Source organism: Endozoicomonas acroporae, assembly GCF_002864045.1.
Classification (GTDB): domain Bacteria; phylum Pseudomonadota; class Gammaproteobacteria; order Pseudomonadales; family Endozoicomonadaceae; genus Endozoicomonas; species Endozoicomonas acroporae.
This window is the reverse complement of record NZ_PJPV01000069.1, coordinates 15,783-33,066: the sequence shown is the minus strand read 5'-3', so window position 1 is coordinate 33,066 and position 17,284 is coordinate 15,783. Positions and strand designations below refer to the sequence as shown.

The window sequence follows — 17,284 nt, the reverse complement described above, 5'->3', positions numbered from 1 at the left end:
GTCGGCGAACCGATCCCCTGCTTTCCACCGCTCTTAAAGAGCTAGTGCGTATGCGGTATTAATCCGGATTTCTCCGGGCTATCCCCCACTACCAGGCAGATTCCTACGTGTTACGCACCCGTCCGCCGCTCGTCAGCGAAGTGCAAGCACTTCCTGCTACCGCTCGACTTGCATGTGTTAGGCCTGCCGCCAGCGTTCAATCTGAGCCATGATCAAACTCTTCAGTTTAAATTTTTCATGCGAAAAATTTATATGCTCAATAGAACTTACTGCAAATTAACGAGTATGTTCGCTTAAGCGTCGCATTTAACTATTTACAAAGGGTGTTAACCCTTTTGTAACCGATGCAATCGCACAAGCGCCCACACGAATTGTCTGATATTTTGTTAAAGAACTGATTAAATCACGGTGATTTAATCGCTGATTCAGCAGTCAGTGCCGATCAGCAAGGCCGCCTATCTTACCGTGGCGGCTTTCGTTGTCAAGCGATCATTTTCAGAAGAAGAAAGAAGCTTTCCAACTCGCTGACGTTGCTCCAAGCCCTGTCAGCGGAGGCGCATCTTACCGCGCCAGTTTGATTTGTCAACCGGTTATTTTTCATTCAATCCAAACAACCCATTTTCAAACCGCACTTCCCGGCCAGCGATGAACATTCATTCTGCCGATCCGTGGATGACCGTTTGGGTCAGTCCGTGGAAGTGAGGCGTATGATAGAGAAATTTTGACTTTAATCAATAAGTGACAGCCGTTTTACGTACAATCACCTAGAACAACCGATGTAATAAAATATTAGTAGTACTTATGAGCCAGTCTATGAGCACACAGCCCGTTTGATTGGCTGCGCCGGACTCAGGGATTTTTCACGACAAAAATATTACTGCCTGAAACTTTTCATCCTGTTTCATGATCCAAAGGGCTTGAACGTGATAACAGGAAATTCTAATGCAAGCCGCCCAGTCATTTACTGCAATGCTTTCTGGTAGAGCCCTCCCTGATCCAGCGACAAATAATTCCTCAGGGCTTCCTCCAGATCTCATCAACACTTTTTGCCACCATGGTGTCAGGATTATCACTGAGCTGCCCCCATCATACATAAATGTAGAACGTTGTAGCAGGGATCACATCCTCGGAGACATAGTCCAATGCTATCAAGGGCATTTACTGTGTCGTCATTGCGTACACCATGAGCAATATAAACAACCAAACTTCCCCCCGGGTGATTTATCTGACTACCGTTGCCCTATAGATAAAGACTCCCTTTTTCCGGACACCAATTCAACCCGGGAAATAAAATTTATTTATCAAAGTCAATGCCCTTCAAACACCACCTATGGAAACACTGGTTGCCCATGGCGCGGGTCTTATAACGATATCAAGGGTCATCTCGACAGATGTGAAAATATTCCCCTGAAAGACAGGATAAGAATGCTGCAACACGATATTTCAGAGGATTCCCGAAGGATAGATCAGCTTGTTGATGAGATAAAAAAGCTGGAATCGCTACTCACAAAGCCACAACCATCTATCCAAAACAGGATGGCATCACTGGATCAAGGTATGGAGTTAATGAAACAGCAAATGCAACAAATTACCCGGGAATTTAACGCAAAACTTCAGGCGCTGAGAACGTCTCCCGGTACCTCGTTACCGCCTGACTTTAAGCAACTCTACAATAATATAGAATCTCAGACTGAAGAAAATCGTCTCGCTATTGCTGATATCAAAAACGACATTACCAATGCACTTCATTTGATGAGTCAACTCAGGGATGTTGATCCCGCTACTTTGCCTCAGGTGGCTGGAACCCTTAAAGTCAATGCCTTACAGGACAAAACAGCATCCTGGAACGGTACCCTGGTATGGAAGATTGATGGATTTGCAGCCAAACGGATGGAGGCTATCAATCGCAACCCGGAGTCCATCTATTCACAGCCATTCTGTACCAGCGAATTCGGGTATAAAATGCGAGCAAGGGTCTACCTGAATGGTGAGGGATCAGGAAAAGGCACTCATATCAGCTTGTTTCTGGCTTTAATGAAAGGTGACTATGATGCCATTCAGCGTTGGCCGTTTCGACAAAAAATTACTTTTATGATCCTCGATCAGTATGGTGTAGATGACAAGTTTGACGCTTTCTCCCCCGACCCGAATTCCTCATCTTTTCAACGACCAATAAAGCCAAGTAACATTCCCTGTGGCAACCCTCAGCTCCTGGCACTCTCCAGGCTGGAACATGGATACGTTAAAGAAGACACCATGTTTATAAAGATTGTTGTAGATACCAGTCAGAATTGACACTCCGACTATTAATGAAGGATTGAATGAACAGCAGAGAGATATTAGAAAGCTCCCATTGTTGCTCAGAGGGGCCCCCTGTAACACTCGTTGCCATTATGCAATCAGGAACACCACCAGAGGTTCATAATGTGTATTTATCATCCGGGCTCATCCACTGAACCCGTTTCACCAAGTAATCTCTTAAGCAGCTGTTCATTTTCAACCGATAACTCGCAAGCCAGCTCCTGTTGATGTTTGCAGATCGTTTTATGAAGTTCTTTGTGTGACAGCAGCAGTTGCCGCAATGATCCAAGCCGATGTTCTAAAAGCCAGTCGTACAATCGAATATCTGAATAGTTAATTGAGGGATTGTCTTGAGAATCTTCATCTTCATCCTCATCACTATCTTCAATATCAGAATCTATTCCCTCGTCACTCTCAGTTCTGGCAAAACGACGTCTGTCAGGCTCCAACCCTACCCTGGTAAAATCACTGGTTGGTGCGAAGAACATAGCTTCCATACGTTTCATGAAAGCATCGGTGCACGATTGCATAACCGGCTCATAGGGCAGGTAGATGAAAGGCTGAAGACTCATCTCTGCGGGGTGCTCAGCCCTGGCTTGTGCCAGCAAGTCACCAAGCTTCACTCTATTCTGTTCACTCAAATAGCTGGCAATCATTTCGACCGTATCATCAATAAGATAGAAAACATCCGGATAGTCTTTTAGCAGTCTACCGATATCCTCTGCCCGGCTTTCCACCAATGTATCAGAAATAACGCCCTTCAGAGCGTCAATGTTTTCTGGAAAATGGTATTTGTAGGCAACTTTCAGGACGTAACTGCATAATTCCAGCTTCAGGCTAAACCCGCTATCTTCTTTTTTGCTACCTTCATTTTCTTCGAAGGTACTGAAACACACCCAAAGCAATGACTGGCCATCACCATCAACACTATTCAGGGCCAACCCTTCTTTTATCCAGTAGAGAAGTACTTCGATATCATGATCGAAGCGATAGGGAATCATTTTTCTGACAAAAAGCGATGCTTCGCTGATACATTGACTGATATCTAATCCATAATGAGCAAGCAATCCCAGTTTTTCGCTATTGAGTCTGCGATTTTCGATCATTGAACTAATCGGAATGTACTGGGCACGGTTGTCGACGTCACCGGTACTGGCTCCTGCCCGCAATAAAAGAACGGCCATACCATTCCATGAAGTTGAGCTCAACGCATTAGACAGGGCTGTTTCGTCGTTGTTGTTCAATGCATCAAGGATTTCGGGATTTTCCCTGACTTTCTTCAGCAATATGGCCAAAAGCTCGCGGGTAGCACCAGAGGAGCAGGCAGTGTGTAATGGCGTGTTGCCCAATCGATTCTTAGTCAACGAAGCCCCATGACTCAAAAGCCAGATAACTACGATATCTGGATGAACCGGGTACAGAAGCCGATTCAGACTATTCCTTCGAAGGATACAGCTCGCATGACAAAACTGGTGCACCAGGGTTTCCCCTGCAAAGTTAATCGGCTGATTGATATCAACCCCACCCTGACTCAAATACCATTGCAGTTTCTTCAGAATATTTGGGTCATGCACGGACAGTGGCGAATACCAGTACACCGTATCATGGGGCCCATATACAGATGTTTGGCATATATTGCGGACTTGTTTGGCGTCAATATCGATGACCCTGTTATGTAACAGCGTATCTAATTCCTGGATGTCGGCATTGTCACGAAACAGCATATTGCACTGGCATTGTGGGTAGCGGATCAATTGTGTTGTGGGGTTTTGGCACACGACCAACTGACGACCATTGAATTCCCCTGCATTGCCAGACTGCATTGACAGGTGGTGGCAAACCACAACGGGAAAGGGAAGAACCGATTTGAAGGACGTAAGATCCTCAGGAGTGACCGTATTCATAATAAATCTTCCAAATTGCGTTTTTTGTGAATTTCAATCAACAGCAATCCATTTGAAAAAGCGCAGGTCGATCATTGAATATAACCAGATAGCCAGTCTGGTATAAGGTGGGAGATAATCAAGTATTATGCTTGGGATGCGCCCCGGGAAAGAGCGCAGAGGAGATAAAAAAGCGGTATTTACTGAATATGGGCCAACACACCATCAAGCTCATCCAGTGAATTGTAGGAAATGACCAGCTTGCCTTTTCCTTTGGCACTGCACTGAATGGCGACCCTGGCTCCTACCTTTTCAGACAACTCATCTTCAAGCTGCTTTATATTGGGGTCAAGGCGCTTAACGGTTTTTCCGCCTTTTTCCTTTTCCTGCTGGATTCGGCGAACCAGTGCTTCCGTCTGACGAACAGACAATCCTTTTGCAGTAACGGTTCGGGCTACTTCTAGCTGATCCAGTTCGCCCAGGGAAAGCAACGCTCTGGCATGGCCCATTTCCAGGTCGCCATATTCCAGCATTTTTTTCACTTCAGGGTTCAGGGCCATCAGTCGCAATATATTAGCAACGGCAGCCCTGGACTTACCGACGGCCTGGGCCACTTCCTGCTGGGTCAGTTCGAACTCTTTTTGCAGTCTGGAAAGTGCAATCGCTTCTTCAATTGGGTTCAGGTCTTCCCGCTGGATGTTTTCGATCAGTGCCATGGCAATGGCAGCTTCATCGGGAACATCACGAATCAGGGCAGGAACGTCCGCAAGGCCTGCCAGCTGTGCTGCACGCCAGCGCCGTTCACCGGCAATGATTTCATAACGATTCTGCCCGGCCGGACGCACCACGATTGGCTGCATGATGCCCTGCTCTTTAATACTTTCTGCCAGCTCTTCCAGGGCATCAGGGTGCATGTCTCGGCGGGGCTGGTACTTGCCACGCACCAGAAACTCAACGGGCAGGTCTTTCATTGTCCCATCCAGTGACTCCTTGACCGGTGATGGCCCGGCAAGATCATTGGACAGGGATGCCGGTAGCCTGGCGCTACCCAGCAGTGCATTCAAGTTAGTACCGAGACGTTGTTTCGCCATGGGTCAGTGAGTTCCTGTTTTCCTTGTCGACTTGCCGTTAAGCCCCTTGATGTCATGCTTGCGTACCAGCTCTCCGGCCAGGGCCAGATAAGCCACCGCACCACGGGAGTTCCGGTCATAGGCCAGTACCGGCTTACCGTGACTCGGTGCCTCGGCAAGTCGAACATTACGGGGAATCACGGTTCGATAGACCTGATCACCAAAATGGTTGATGAGCTGTCTCGATACTTCTGTGGTCAGCGTCATCCTCGGGTCATACATGGTGCGCAGCAGACCTTCGATGTGCAAGTCGGGATTGATGGTTTCCCTCAGGCCTGCAATGGTTTCCATCAGGGCAGTCAGACCTTCCAGTGCATAGTATTCGCACTGCATCGGGATAATCACCCCACGGGCAGCCACCATGGCATTAATGGTCAGCATGTTCAGAGAAGGAGGGCAGTCGATCATGATAAAGTCGTACTGATCTTCAACTCTGGCAAGTGCGTCATGGAGTCTGGATTCCTTGCGGTCCATCTCCATCAACTCAACCTCTGCTGCCGTCAGGTCGGCGTTTGCCCCCAGAACATCATAACCGCCATCCCGGGATGGCAGGATTGCCTGTTCGATATCACAGCGCCCGGTCAGTACATGGTAAACGGACCATTGCTGAGCATGTTTGTCGATTCCGCTGCCCATGGTGGCATTCCCCTGGGGGTCAACATCAATAAGCAGTACCCGCTGCTTACTGGCCGCCAGGGAAGCCGATAGGTTAACGCAGGAAGTGGTTTTGCCAACCCCCCCCTTCTGATTGGTTACCGCTAGAATTTTAGCCACAGCCGTTTAATACCATTCAATGCCTGTTACGCAAAATGACAAGATGACGATCGCCGTCTGTACCCGGTACCTTTAAAGGCTCACAGCCAACCAGCTCAATTTCGTGACGATCCATCAATTGCTTCAATTCTTCTTCAGGATATAGCCCTTTCATGGCCAGATAAACACCTGAAGGTGATAATAAGTGTTTTGTGCCATCTACCATACTAACCAATGAGCTGAATGCCCGTGAAGTAATGGCGTCAAAAGGCACATCTACCTGAAAAGACTCTACGCGGGCATTAGCAACTGCCAGATTATTGAGCTGAAGGTCCAGTTTTGCCTGAAGCATGAAGCGGGTCTTCTTGCCATTGCTGTCCAGTGTCGTGAATTGTTTATCGGGGTACATAATCGCCAGAACCACGCCTGGCAGTCCCGGGCCTGAGCCTACATCCAGAATCACCTCACCAGAAATATGGGGAACAATACTCAGACTATCAACAATATGCCTGAAGACCATCTCTCTGGGATCACGAATGGCGGTAAGATTGTAGGCTTTATTCCACTTGTTCAGCAGCAGAACATAGCGGGTCAGCAAATCCGCCTGAACCGGGGACAAATCAAGACCGAGTGATTTGGCCCCCCGGCCAATGTCGTTCTGTAATGTCTGAGCCAGGGAGTGGTCGGTTAATGATGATTGAGAAGCGTTCATGGATTCCTTCAGCCAGCGGACGGTGAAGCCTTGCAGTGACGATAAGCTACCTGGATGCCGTCTGGCTTTACTGATGAGAATAGATAACTGATCAGTCTATTTCATAACTTTGATAAAATCGACGCCATCATTCATTCATCGCCTGCAGGGATGCCTGTAAGCCGACCAACTGTCCTTTTACTTTTTGATAGGCTTCATAGGTTTTGATGGTTTCTGCCAGCCTGGCATCTCTCTCAAGTGGCTCTTTGTCCGGATCATAAACAGCGGTTACATTTTTCGCTAACTCCAATGACTTCATTGCTTCCACGCAAATACTGACGTTATTGGGTAATCTCATTGCAGGTTGAGCCACAGGCTGCTGACCATTAGCATGTCTGCCATGATCCTTTGCCGCCTGTGCATTAACAACCTCCGCCTGTACATTAACAATCTCCACCTGTTTTCCCAGTTGTGCCGTATAGTATGCGACAAGTGACCTTTTCAATGCACCGCAGCGCATGGCCGTGGCGTAGCAAACGACATCCTGGGCCTCTTTTGAATCGATATCCACCCGGGGGACACAGGTTGCCCATGTACGCTCAATTTTCGAACACTCAAGTCGTAATTCGATAATAGCATCGGTCAGCTGTGTTTTTTTCTTCCGGCGTGCAGCAAGCTCATCCGGCGGATTACATTCTGTTGAACTCTCAGGGGCCTCTGCCCCTGCTGACTTTTCATTTTTCTCCTGAGCACAAGCCTGAGGGGGAGAATCATCAGGCACTTCAGGCAAGGTAATGCTGAACTCCTCCAGTTTTTTGGGTGCAGCATTTTGGTGTCTGGCGGAAGGAATATAGGGGACAACATGTTGCGGCACGGCAGGAAGCATATCGATTATGTAATCATCATCTGGCTCACGATTCATAACATCATGAGCCACAGCCATCAGATCCTGCATAACAGCCTCAAAACCAGGAATAGCCAAAGCGGGAAAGTTGGGTGCCATGGAACTACCTCATTCACAAACTGAAAATTATTTTCTCTCTGCGCGCAGACATTAACTTTTTAGAAAAGTTTCAACAGCAGTAATGAGGGGGATTGTGTGGTTGCCACAGATTACCCGCTGACTGATTAAATTAAGACAGCAGTCTATCAGGCAGGAACATAAAATGAGGTTAATCGAAACTGGTGCAGATCTGATCAGAAAACGGTTCAGGCAGTGTCCTAGGCCAGAGTTGACCCTGGCTCCAGGCTGCATAAATCCTGACAACTTTTTGCTGGAAGTGATCCAAGACTATTAATGGACATTAGCTTGTCGGAGCAGGAGAGCAGCGCCGGGTGTGAGCCGGGAAGCCCTTCCGGGATCTCCTGGCCAATGGCTTGATAATGGTCAATCCAGAACGGCATCAGCTCTCCGGTTTCCATATCCCGGAAACTCATCGGTGTTTCTTCAAACAGGAAAATGCCTTTATTGGCATGGCAAAACGCATGAACAATTAATTCACTGCAATACCAGCTTTTCTGGTGCTCTTCCTGATTCTGCCGGTAGTGTGGATCATAGGGTACCGAAAGCTGCTGCTCTGCAAACGCCAGGGCATCCGGTACCAGTGTCGAGAAGCTCGATGCCAGCCGACAGATCAGGACACACGGTCTGCCATGGTTGTCTAAAACTGAGCTACTGACAAAGTCATCCAAAGAGGTTTTCTGCACCCGGGGCATTACAGCTTCTATAACCATACCATCGCCGTCGTAGAGTGCGACATGATTAATGGCTGCACCATCCCGACCCGCAAAGAGCCGACTGATAACCCATTCGGCTTCGCCACCTGAGCGCAGTTGAAAAAGCAGGTCACCCGGTAATAGGTCTTTAGTAATCACATTGGCTGGCATCACAGTGACTGGTAGCGCTTTATCCATAACTTATCCAATACCTGAAAATCATCCCATATAGCAGAACAGGCAATATAAAGAATCATGTTCAGGAGTATAGAACCTGTCAGGCCATTTCATTCCGCAACAGGTCAAGTATCTGGCGAGTGTCAGGACGAACACCACGCCAAATGGCAAACTGCTCTGCCGCCTGTTCAACCAGCATACCAAGCCCGTCAATGGTTTTGCCTGCCCCCTGCTCACGACACCAGCGATTGAAAACGGTTTCGTCGGCACCGTACATCATGTCATAACAGCAGGTGTTCTGATCAATAATATGGCCGGGTATGGGTGGTATTTCTCCCTGCAGGCTGGCAGCGGTGCCGTTGATCACCAGCTCAAAACGGCCCTCTATATCGTCGAATCCACAGGCAGAAATGGCTTTATCCGTAAAGAGTTCAACCAGCGTGTCAGCCTTGCTACGGGTTCGATTGGCAATCACAACTTCAACCGGTCGCTCTGCAAGCAGGGGCTCAAGCACTCCTCTCACGGCACCACCGGCCCCCAGAATAAGTACCCGAGCGCCTTTAATGGTTACACCGTTATTTGCCTGGAGATCTGCCACCAGGCCAAGCCCATCGGTGTTGTCCCCATGCAGCTGGCCATGTTCCTGCCACAAGGTGTTTACCGCCCCGGCTTTTTCTGCTCGTGACGTTCTCTTCTCAGCTAACTGCCACGCCTCTTCCTTAAAGGGTAAGGTGATACTTAACCCCAGATCACCGTTTTCAAAGAATTCATCAATCGCTTTTTTAAAGCCGCCAACGTCAACCAACAGGGCGGTGTAACGCAGACTTTGGTCAGTCTGATCAGCAAACAGTGTGTGAATGACCGGTGATTTGCTGTGGGCAATAGGGTTCCCCATTACTGCATACGTGTCTACTGGCCCAGCCATGATTCAGACCCTCTTGATTTATGCCCAGTCTCTTGGTTTTAAAAATTCGTCATACAGTCGTGCCTCTTCGGTGCCGGGCTCTGGACTCCAGTTGTAATCCCAGCGTACATGAGGCGGTAACGACATAAGGATAGACTCTGTACGACCACCGGACTGCAGCCCAAACAAAGTACCCCTGTCGTATACCAGGTTGAATTCCACATAACGGCCACGGCGGTACTCCTGAAAACGCTTGTGCTGCTCAGAGTAAGGCAGGGATTTACGGCGCTGTACAATGGGCAGATAGGCATCAATAAAGCTGTCGCCAACCGACTGCATAAACTCAAAACTGCGCGCAAATGACCACTCATTCAGGTCATCGTAGAACAGTCCACCAATCCCCCGGGGTTCATTGCGGTGTTTAAGGAAGAAGTATTCATCACACCACTTTTTATAGCGGGGGTAGACATCATCACCAAAGGGTTCACAGGCCTGTTTGGCCACCTGATGCCAGTGCTGACAATCTTCTTCAAAGCCGTAGTAAGGCGTCAGGTCATAGCCGCCGCCAAACCACCAGATCGGTGCTTCTCCTTCTTTATGGGCGATCAGCATCCGGACATTGGCATGGGACGTTGGCACAAATGGGTTATCCGGATGGATCACCAGGGAAACCCCCATGGCCTGAAAACTTCTGCCAGCCATGTGTGGTCGATGGGCAGTGGCGCTGGCAGGCAGCTGATCCCCGGTTACATGGGAAAAATTCACACCGGCTTTTTCAAACACCGTGCCCCCTTCAAGCACTCTGGCCTTACCACCACCATCCCCCTTGTTGCCGGAGCCAAGGTAGTCCCACTGGTCTTCCCTGAAGGAGCCCCCGGTTTCTTCTGCTTCAATCGCGGTGCAGATGCGATTCTGCAAATCCAGGAGGTATTGCTTTACGAGATCTACAGACGGTTCTGACATTCCGGGACAATTCCTGAGTTTTAGTAATATTAGCCAGCCCTTACCAGCTGCCCCGAACGCAGGTCCTGAATCTTTGAGGGTGTTTTCTGTTCTCCGGTTTCGCCGGGAACAATGCCATCAAGCAGTGAGCCAAACACTTCCTCTACACCTGAAAACGTTAACAGCGGGTCCTTACCGGCAAGGTTTGCTGACGTAGACACTATCGGGTGCCCTGTTGCTTCACACAGTGTTTTCACCAGTGGATGCGCAGTGATACGAACAGCAACCGTATCAAACTGCCCTCTGACCCAGTCGGGTGCCCAGCCAGCAGGGTCTGGAATAAGCCAGGTATAAGGACCTGGCCAGGTAGACTTCAGCCGGGCTCTTTCTTCACAAGAGAGGGGATTAAGTAGCGGGGCAAACTGATCCTCTGAAGCACCAATCAGAATGACCCCTTTTTCAACCGGTCGCTGTTTGATGTCAAGAATCCGATAAACAGCCTGCTGGTTCCAGGGGTCACATCCCAACCCCCATACGGCTTCTGTGGGGTAAGCGATGACACCGCCGTTTCTGATTATTCTGGCTGCCTGATCTACATCCATCATGAAAACATCTCTCAGAGATAACTCTCAGCTAGTTAACGGCCGCTGGAGATCAGCGTTTTTTGCAAGAACTGCTTCAGCATTCGCCAGATAGTCAGCCCGAAATTACAACACACGGGCTACTGATAGTTTCCGAAGCATCACCAGTAAGGTTCGCTAGTCTAGCAAGAGAAATTCAGAAGCAACACCCGGAAATGTAAAGCACGATCCTTTCCGCTGATTCACAAATCAGCCAAGACGAATAAAACCACCGGATGTGGACTCTATTACGCCATCAAGCTCCATTTCGGTCAGCACGACAGAAAGCTCCGCAAAAGGAATCCCGGACAGTGTGCTGATTTGATCCGCACTGACAACGTCAAACCCCATCACTTCAATAACTTTAAGCCGCAGTGGGTCTGTCTCTTTGCGACTGGGAGTGGATGGAGAGAATTCATTCATAACACCATGGAGCTGTGGTGCGAGTTCAATTAATACATCATCAGGGCTTTCTACCAGCACCGCACCTTCGCGGATCAGCTTATGACACCCTCGGCTTAACGGGTTCAGCACCGAACCCGGTATGGCAAAAACCTCACGCCCCTGCTCCGCGGCCAGCCTTGCCGAGATTAACGAGCCGCTTTCCAGTGCCGCTTCAACCACCAGAACTCCCAGGGATAAACCGGACAGAATACGATTGCGACGGGGAAAGTTACCGGCAAAGGGTTTTGTTCCCAGTGGATATTCACTGACGATGGCCCCCTGACTGGCAATCAACTGATAAAGATCCTCATGCCTTGCCGGATAAACCTGATCCACACCGGTACCCAACACGGCAACTGTCGCACCATAACAACCCAGTGCGCCCTGGTGGGCAGCCGCATCGATTCCTAGTGCCATACCACTGGTAACCACCAGGCCACTTCTTGATAAGTGTTCACAAAACTCCCGGGCCACCCGGCGACCATTTGGTGTCGGCCTTCGGCTACCGACAACGCCCAGCTGTGGCTCACTGATTAGCTGACTGTTACCAATGACGTAGAGCACAACCGGTGCATCAGGCAGCTCTTTCAGCGCTTTGGGATAGAGATGGGAATCTGGTGTCACAATGGCATGGGCCTGACTGGCTTGCAGCCATGTCTGTGTCAGGTGCAACTGTTTCTGAATAGATGAGTCTCTGTGGGCATTGACCAGCGAACTGGCCAGTTTCTCCGGAATAATACCCTTCAGTTGGTTAAATGATGCGGAAAAAAGCTGGCTGGGATGTTGAAATTTGTCGATAAGCTGGCTGGATTTGATGGGTCCCAGCCCCGGAATCAGGGAAAGGGTTAGCCAGGGGAGCAGCTGTAACCAGTCCTTCTGGTCGGTATCAGTGTATATCATTGAATTCTCTTTCCGGAGTTGTGTGGCTTATTCTGGTTATTAACAGCTCTGTCCGAATAAGCCACACATCCAATGAAGCACCCGGTAAACATTCGGGCTGTTGTTTGAATAAATGGTTACTTATGGTTGTGGGCTCCGGAGGATATAGCCAACTTCAATATCCTCTTTAGCTGATAGCACAATACCATAGCTCATTTTTTCAAAAGGTCGATAAACCATCACCAAACCGATTCTCTCGGATGGCAGAGTAACCTGTTCATTGGTAAATGGGTCCAGGGCTTCCTCTGTCTTTCGATAGACGGCCAGGACATCCCCCTGCCTGAGACGTTCCCGTTCTCCTTTGTTGATAACCACCGTATCAAACTTGGAAACCTTTTTGGTGTTGTTCAGGCTTGCGGTGACAATGCCCTCTAAAGGCGCAGCCGGCGCTCTTGGAAAAAACGTCGTGACCAGTCCGCTGGCATCCTGGCTGACCACCCGGTCACCGGGTTTCATCTCCATTCTACTGTCCTGCACGACCATGGAGGCAACCCCTTCCCTGACATGACTCAAGTTGATGGTTCCCACATCAATACCAATAAGCCCCAGCATTTCATCGGTTTCCGGGTCAACAATCTGCTGGCCACGGCGGACGACATCAAATCGCAGGTTGTGCCCGGCAAAATCGCCCCGTGCGTATATTTTATCCCCGGCCCCTGAAGCCAATTTGCCATCTTTCGCAGCAAATACATAAGGTGCGTTGTCCAGCTGTTCCTCGCTGGAGAAGACATGACCGCCCTTTAAATAACTTTGCACAGCACTCAAAGGAATCGCCGGGATTGCTGACTCTCCGGGCTTCACCCGGATTTTTGGTGTTAATTTAATCGTTCGACCTGGCTTCCCGCGACTGGAAATCATCAGCCTGGGCTGGCCATTGATATAAACCAGACTGACCACATCGCCAGGGTAAATCAGATGGGGATTCTCTATCTGGGGGTTAGCATGCCAGATTTCCGGCCATAACCACGGGCTGTCCAGAAACGTAGTGGATATATCCCAGAGGGTATCGCCTTTCTCAACGGTGTACCTGCTGGGGGAGTCTGCCTTTACCGGGCTATCGAATGCCAATCCCAGTGAAGACATGCAAAGCAGGATTCCTGCCAGAGCAAAGCGTCTCATTGTCGTCCCGATCCCTTGAATAGTTTTTAGTTTACGTTAGGGCCTGTTGAGTTTATGTGTGCCACACCAGATTTCTTTGTTTAGGAACAGTGTATCAACCGCTTCAGCCTGTGGGCAATCGGCTCTCTGTTAGTTCTCGGCGTTCGTATCCGATTCTCAAGATCAGGTCACATAAATAGCCCTGCATTCTCAGCGCTGGATCAGGAAGAATAAGGCTACTATTAGCTGTTGTTGTAGTTTCCTGAGCCAGTATCCCGGTGTGGCTTGGATAAAGGAGCGACTTTGAAACAGAAAAGCCTGATGTTTCTGGCAGTGTTAGCCTCTGTTGTCAGTTTGCTGGTGATGGCAGAAACGCCCATCCTGCATAAGTCACACGGACTCTCACGATTTGATGACCTTAAATACCCGGAAGGCTTCAGGCACTTCGATTACGTCAATCCTCACGCCCCGAAAAGAGGCAAACTGAATATTGCCGCCATTGGAGTCTTTGATACATTAAATCCATATTCCCAAACCGGAACCCACATCTCCCAAATCTCACCGCTGCGATTTTTTACTTTGGGTTTTCTCGGTTTGAACGAACCCTTGATGGTGGGGACGGGCGCTTACAGCCCGACCGGCGATGAAGCCCGCTCTGCTTATGGCCTGATTGCCCAATCAGTGGAGTACCCTGACGACAGCCAATGGATAACCTTTAACCTCCACCCTAACGCCCGCTTTCATGATGGTCATTCGATTACGGCAGAGGACGTTGAGTTCTCTTTTGAATACCTGCGCGCCAAAGGCCCGGTCAAATATCAGATTCAGCTAAAGCCCATTGCGCGTGTTGAGGTTCTTGATCAACACCGGGTTCGCTTTCACTTCAAGAGGTCTGGCAACCGGGATCAACTGTTTTGTGCTGCCGAGCTGCCAGTTCTGCCTGCGCACTACTGGAAAGACGGGCTTAACGGAAAATCCAGACTGACGCCGCCACTGGGCAGCGGCCCCTACAAAATCACCCATGTGGAAGGAGGATCATCGGTTACCTTTACCCGGGTTAAGGATTACTGGGGGAAGGATCTGCCGGTAAACCGGGGCAAATACAACTTCGATCAGATCACGCTCTATTTCTATCGGGATCTGACCACCGCCTTTGAAGCTTTTAAATCCGGGGCGCTTAGTCTCTATTTCGAACCCATTGCCAAAAACTGGACCTGGGCCTACAACTTTCCCGACATTATCTCTGGCAAAGTGATGAAGGCTGAAATTCCAACCAAAATGATTATTGGCAGCCCAATGGTCGTGTTCAACACCCGCCGGGCTCCCTTTAATGATATTCGGGTAAGAAAAGCGCTTGGCTATCTGCTGGATTTCGAGTGGAGCAACCGGACACTGTTTGAAAATGCCTATGTCCGGGCTAACAGTTACTTTCCAAACTCCATATACGCCGCTTCAGGTCTGCCCTCTGCCCATGAACAGGCGCTGTTAGCCCCATTTCGCACGCAACTGCCCGATGCCCTGTTCCATCAGCCATTTTTATCACCCAAAACCCGGGGCGATGGTTCGATCAGAGCCCAACAGCAACAGGCACTGGCTCTACTGAATGAAGCTGGGTGGCATTTCAAGGGGGGCAAACTGGTCAACCAACAGCAAGAACCGCTGACGTTTGAGCTGATCACTTCCAGTCATCTGGCGGACAGGCTTGTTTTACCGTTTAAAAAGAACCTGGCCAGCATCGGTATTGAGCTGAAATACCGGGTCCTCGACATCAGCAACTATTTACAGCGAGTGAGAAAGCTGGATTTTGATACCATGGGTAATGCCTATTCCCTGGGACTCTCACTGGGCAGTGAGCTATTCAGGTACTTTCACTCCAGTAATGCGGATATACCCGATACCCAGAATCTGGCCGGTATCAAAAACCCGGTGATTGATGCGCTGCTGGAGAAAATACCAGGAGCCGGTAGTCAGAAAGAGCTGGAAACCATTATTCACAGCCTTGACCGGGTGCTGCTCTGGAATCACTACGGTATTCCACTGTGGTATTTTGGCAAAGTCAGACTTGCCTACCAGAGTCATATCAAGCGACCGGCGGTAACCACGGATTACCCCATGATCATCAATACCTGGTGGCAGGGTGAATAAGTCTGGCTAGGTACAGACTGAATTTGCAGATATACTGAAAGGTCAACAAACTTCATTATCGACTGCCTCACCTGAGATCACTGATGGCTCTACTGGAAATACTTGAATACCCTGACCAAAGACTTCGTACGGTTGCCAAACCTGTTGCGGAGGTCAATGACGACATTCGACGTATCGTTGATGACATGCTGGAGACCATGTACGACGCCAAGGGCGTGGGTCTGGCAGCAACCCAGGTGGATATTCATCAGCGCATCGTGGTTATGGATCTTTCTGAAGAAGGTAACGAGCCCCAGGTGCTTATCAACCCCGGCTATGAGCCCATCGGCGATGAAAAGTCCGACTTTCAGGAAGGCTGTCTGTCAGTCCCCGGCTTTTATGAACTGCTGGACCGCTACGCTCAAGTGAGACTCACCGCTTTAGATCGTGATGGCAATGAGTACACACGGGATTATGACGGGCTGGCGGCGGTCTGTGTCCAGCACGAGCTGGATCACCTGGAAGGAAAACTGTTTATCGACACGCTGTCCCGCCTGAAACAGGACCGTATCAGGAAAAAGCTTGGCAAAAGAAAACACTGATGAAAAGCCTTAGAATTATCTTTGCCGGAACCCCTGAGTTTGCCAGTGCACACCTTCAGGCCATTCTGGATAGCCAACACCAGGTGATCGCCGTCTATAGCCAGCCGGACAGACCTGCAGGGCGTGGTCAGAAACTCCTGCCCTCACCGGTCAAATCCCTGGCTGTTGCCCACAATATTCCCGTTTTTCAGCCAAAGTCCCTGAGAAATGCAGACGCTCAGCAGGAACTTGCCGCTCTGGATGCGGATCTGATGGTGGTTGTTGCCTATGGGTTGATTCTGCCACAGGCGGTGCTCGACACTCCAAAGCTGGGCTGTATTAATGTGCATGGCTCCATTCTGCCAAGATGGCGCGGAGCAGCGCCGATTCAGCGAGCTATTGAAGCCGGTGACACTGAGTCCGGTGTCACCATTATGCAGATGGACGCCGGACTGGATACCGGCGACATGTTGCTGAAAGCCTTTTGCCCCATCCACCCAACCGATACCGCATCGGACCTTCATGATCGTCTGATTGAAGTGGGTCAGCCTGCTCTTATTCAGTCGCTTGATGACATTGGTGCTGGCCATATTCATCCGGAAAAACAGGATGACAACCTGGCTAACTACGCCCATAAGATGAGTAAAGAAGAAGCACGGCTGGACTGGCAAACATCAGCACAGGCCCTGGACCGGCAGATTCGGGCATTCAATCCCTGGCCCGTGGCGATCACCGCGTTGGATGACACGAACATCCGTGTCTGGGAAGCCACAGCCCTGGAAGAAGGCACAGCCGAAGCGCCGGGAACCCTGATCAAGGCTGATAAAGAGGGTCTGGATATTGCCTGCCATGAAGGCACCCTGCGCATTAAACGGCTGCAGTTGGCTGGAAGCCGTGCAATGACTGTGCAGGAGCTGCTGAACAGCAAAAAAGCGATGTTCAGCACCGGAAAACAATTCAGTTAGGCGCTTTTTTACCTGA

Annotated in this window: 15 protein-coding genes and 1 rRNA gene; 4 read left to right on the top strand and 12 right to left on the bottom strand. The window is 49.6% G+C overall.

Features of this window, described 5'->3' with window-relative positions:
- Positions 1-228 (bottom strand): 16S ribosomal RNA (locus tag CX664_RS12190); the annotation flags it as partial.
- 1,197 nt (positions 229-1,425) lie between these two features.
- Between CX664_RS12190 and CX664_RS12185 the strand changes: the two genes are divergently transcribed.
- The gene (locus CX664_RS12185) at positions 1,426-2,295 is read left to right on the top strand and encodes an MATH domain-containing protein (RefSeq protein WP_101747002.1); all 870 of its coding nucleotides are present in this window, start codon (positions 1,426-1,428) and stop codon (positions 2,293-2,295) included.
- 140 nt (positions 2,296-2,435) lie between these two features.
- On the opposite strand, the gene CX664_RS12180 is transcribed toward CX664_RS12185, so the two are convergent.
- The 11 genes from CX664_RS12180 to CX664_RS12130 form a co-directional block, all read right to left on the bottom strand.
- Positions 2,436-4,205 carry an ankyrin repeat domain-containing protein gene (locus CX664_RS12180; RefSeq protein ID WP_101747001.1) on the bottom strand — a complete coding sequence of 590 codons (1,770 nt, stop codon included), beginning with the start codon at positions 4,203-4,205 and terminating at the stop codon, positions 2,436-2,438.
- A 179-nt stretch (positions 4,206-4,384) separates the two neighbouring features.
- Entirely contained in the window at positions 4,385-5,275 is an 891-nt protein-coding gene (locus CX664_RS12175) for a ParB/RepB/Spo0J family partition protein (protein WP_101747000.1), read from the bottom strand.
- Between the two features lie 3 nt (positions 5,276-5,278).
- Positions 5,279-6,088 carry a ParA family protein gene (locus CX664_RS12170; protein ID WP_101746999.1) on the bottom strand — a complete coding sequence of 270 codons (810 nt, stop codon included), beginning with the start codon at positions 6,086-6,088 and terminating at the stop codon, positions 5,279-5,281.
- Between the two features lie 16 nt (positions 6,089-6,104).
- Complete coding sequence (gene rsmG / locus CX664_RS12165; protein ID WP_101746998.1) at positions 6,105-6,779, bottom strand: 16S rRNA (guanine(527)-N(7))-methyltransferase RsmG; 675 nt, start codon at positions 6,777-6,779, stop codon at positions 6,105-6,107.
- A gap of 127 nt (positions 6,780-6,906) precedes the next feature.
- A complete protein-coding gene (locus tag CX664_RS12160; RefSeq protein ID WP_101746997.1) occupies positions 6,907-7,761 on the bottom strand; it encodes a hypothetical protein in 855 nt (284 codons plus the stop codon).
- Between the two features lie 218 nt (positions 7,762-7,979).
- A complete protein-coding gene (locus CX664_RS12155; RefSeq protein WP_101746996.1) occupies positions 7,980-8,672 on the bottom strand; it encodes a YiiX/YebB-like N1pC/P60 family cysteine hydrolase in 693 nt (230 codons plus the stop codon).
- A 79-nt stretch (positions 8,673-8,751) separates the two neighbouring features.
- Positions 8,752-9,576 carry a shikimate dehydrogenase gene (aroE, locus tag CX664_RS12150; protein ID WP_101746995.1) on the bottom strand — a complete coding sequence of 275 codons (825 nt, stop codon included), beginning with the start codon at positions 9,574-9,576 and terminating at the stop codon, positions 8,752-8,754.
- Positions 9,577-9,594: 18 nt separating this feature from the next.
- Complete coding sequence (gene hemF, locus CX664_RS12145; protein WP_101746994.1) at positions 9,595-10,518, bottom strand: oxygen-dependent coproporphyrinogen oxidase; 924 nt, start codon at positions 10,516-10,518, stop codon at positions 9,595-9,597.
- 29 nt (positions 10,519-10,547) lie between these two features.
- The gene (gene tsaC / locus CX664_RS12140) at positions 10,548-11,102 is read right to left on the bottom strand and encodes an L-threonylcarbamoyladenylate synthase type 1 TsaC (RefSeq protein WP_101746993.1); all 555 of its coding nucleotides are present in this window, start codon (positions 11,100-11,102) and stop codon (positions 10,548-10,550) included.
- A 225-nt stretch (positions 11,103-11,327) separates the two neighbouring features.
- Positions 11,328-12,461, bottom strand: coding sequence for a DNA-processing protein DprA (gene dprA, locus CX664_RS12135; RefSeq protein WP_101746992.1), 1,134 nt, complete (start codon positions 12,459-12,461; stop codon positions 11,328-11,330).
- 120 nt (positions 12,462-12,581) lie between these two features.
- On the bottom strand, positions 12,582-13,583 hold the full coding sequence (locus tag CX664_RS12130) for a LysM peptidoglycan-binding domain-containing protein (RefSeq protein WP_180966480.1): 1,002 nt from the start codon (positions 13,581-13,583) through the stop codon (positions 12,582-12,584).
- A 318-nt stretch (positions 13,584-13,901) separates the two neighbouring features.
- On the opposite strand from CX664_RS12130, the gene CX664_RS12125 reads away from it, so the two are divergent.
- The 3 genes from CX664_RS12125 (at position 13,902) to fmt (ending at position 17,268) form a co-directional block, all read left to right on the top strand.
- Positions 13,902-15,743: an extracellular solute-binding protein gene (locus CX664_RS12125; RefSeq protein WP_244910657.1), complete on the top strand. Its 1,842-nt coding sequence runs from the start codon at positions 13,902-13,904 to the stop codon at positions 15,741-15,743.
- An 83-nt stretch (positions 15,744-15,826) separates the two neighbouring features.
- Positions 15,827-16,324, top strand: a complete 498-nt coding sequence (def, locus tag CX664_RS12120; RefSeq protein WP_101746989.1) for a peptide deformylase — start codon at positions 15,827-15,829, stop codon at positions 16,322-16,324.
- On the top strand, positions 16,324-17,268 hold the full coding sequence (gene fmt / locus CX664_RS12115) for a methionyl-tRNA formyltransferase (protein ID WP_180966479.1): 945 nt from the start codon (positions 16,324-16,326) through the stop codon (positions 17,266-17,268). Before def ends, fmt begins: the two co-directional genes overlap by 1 nt.
- Positions 17,269-17,284: the final 16 nt, after the last annotated feature.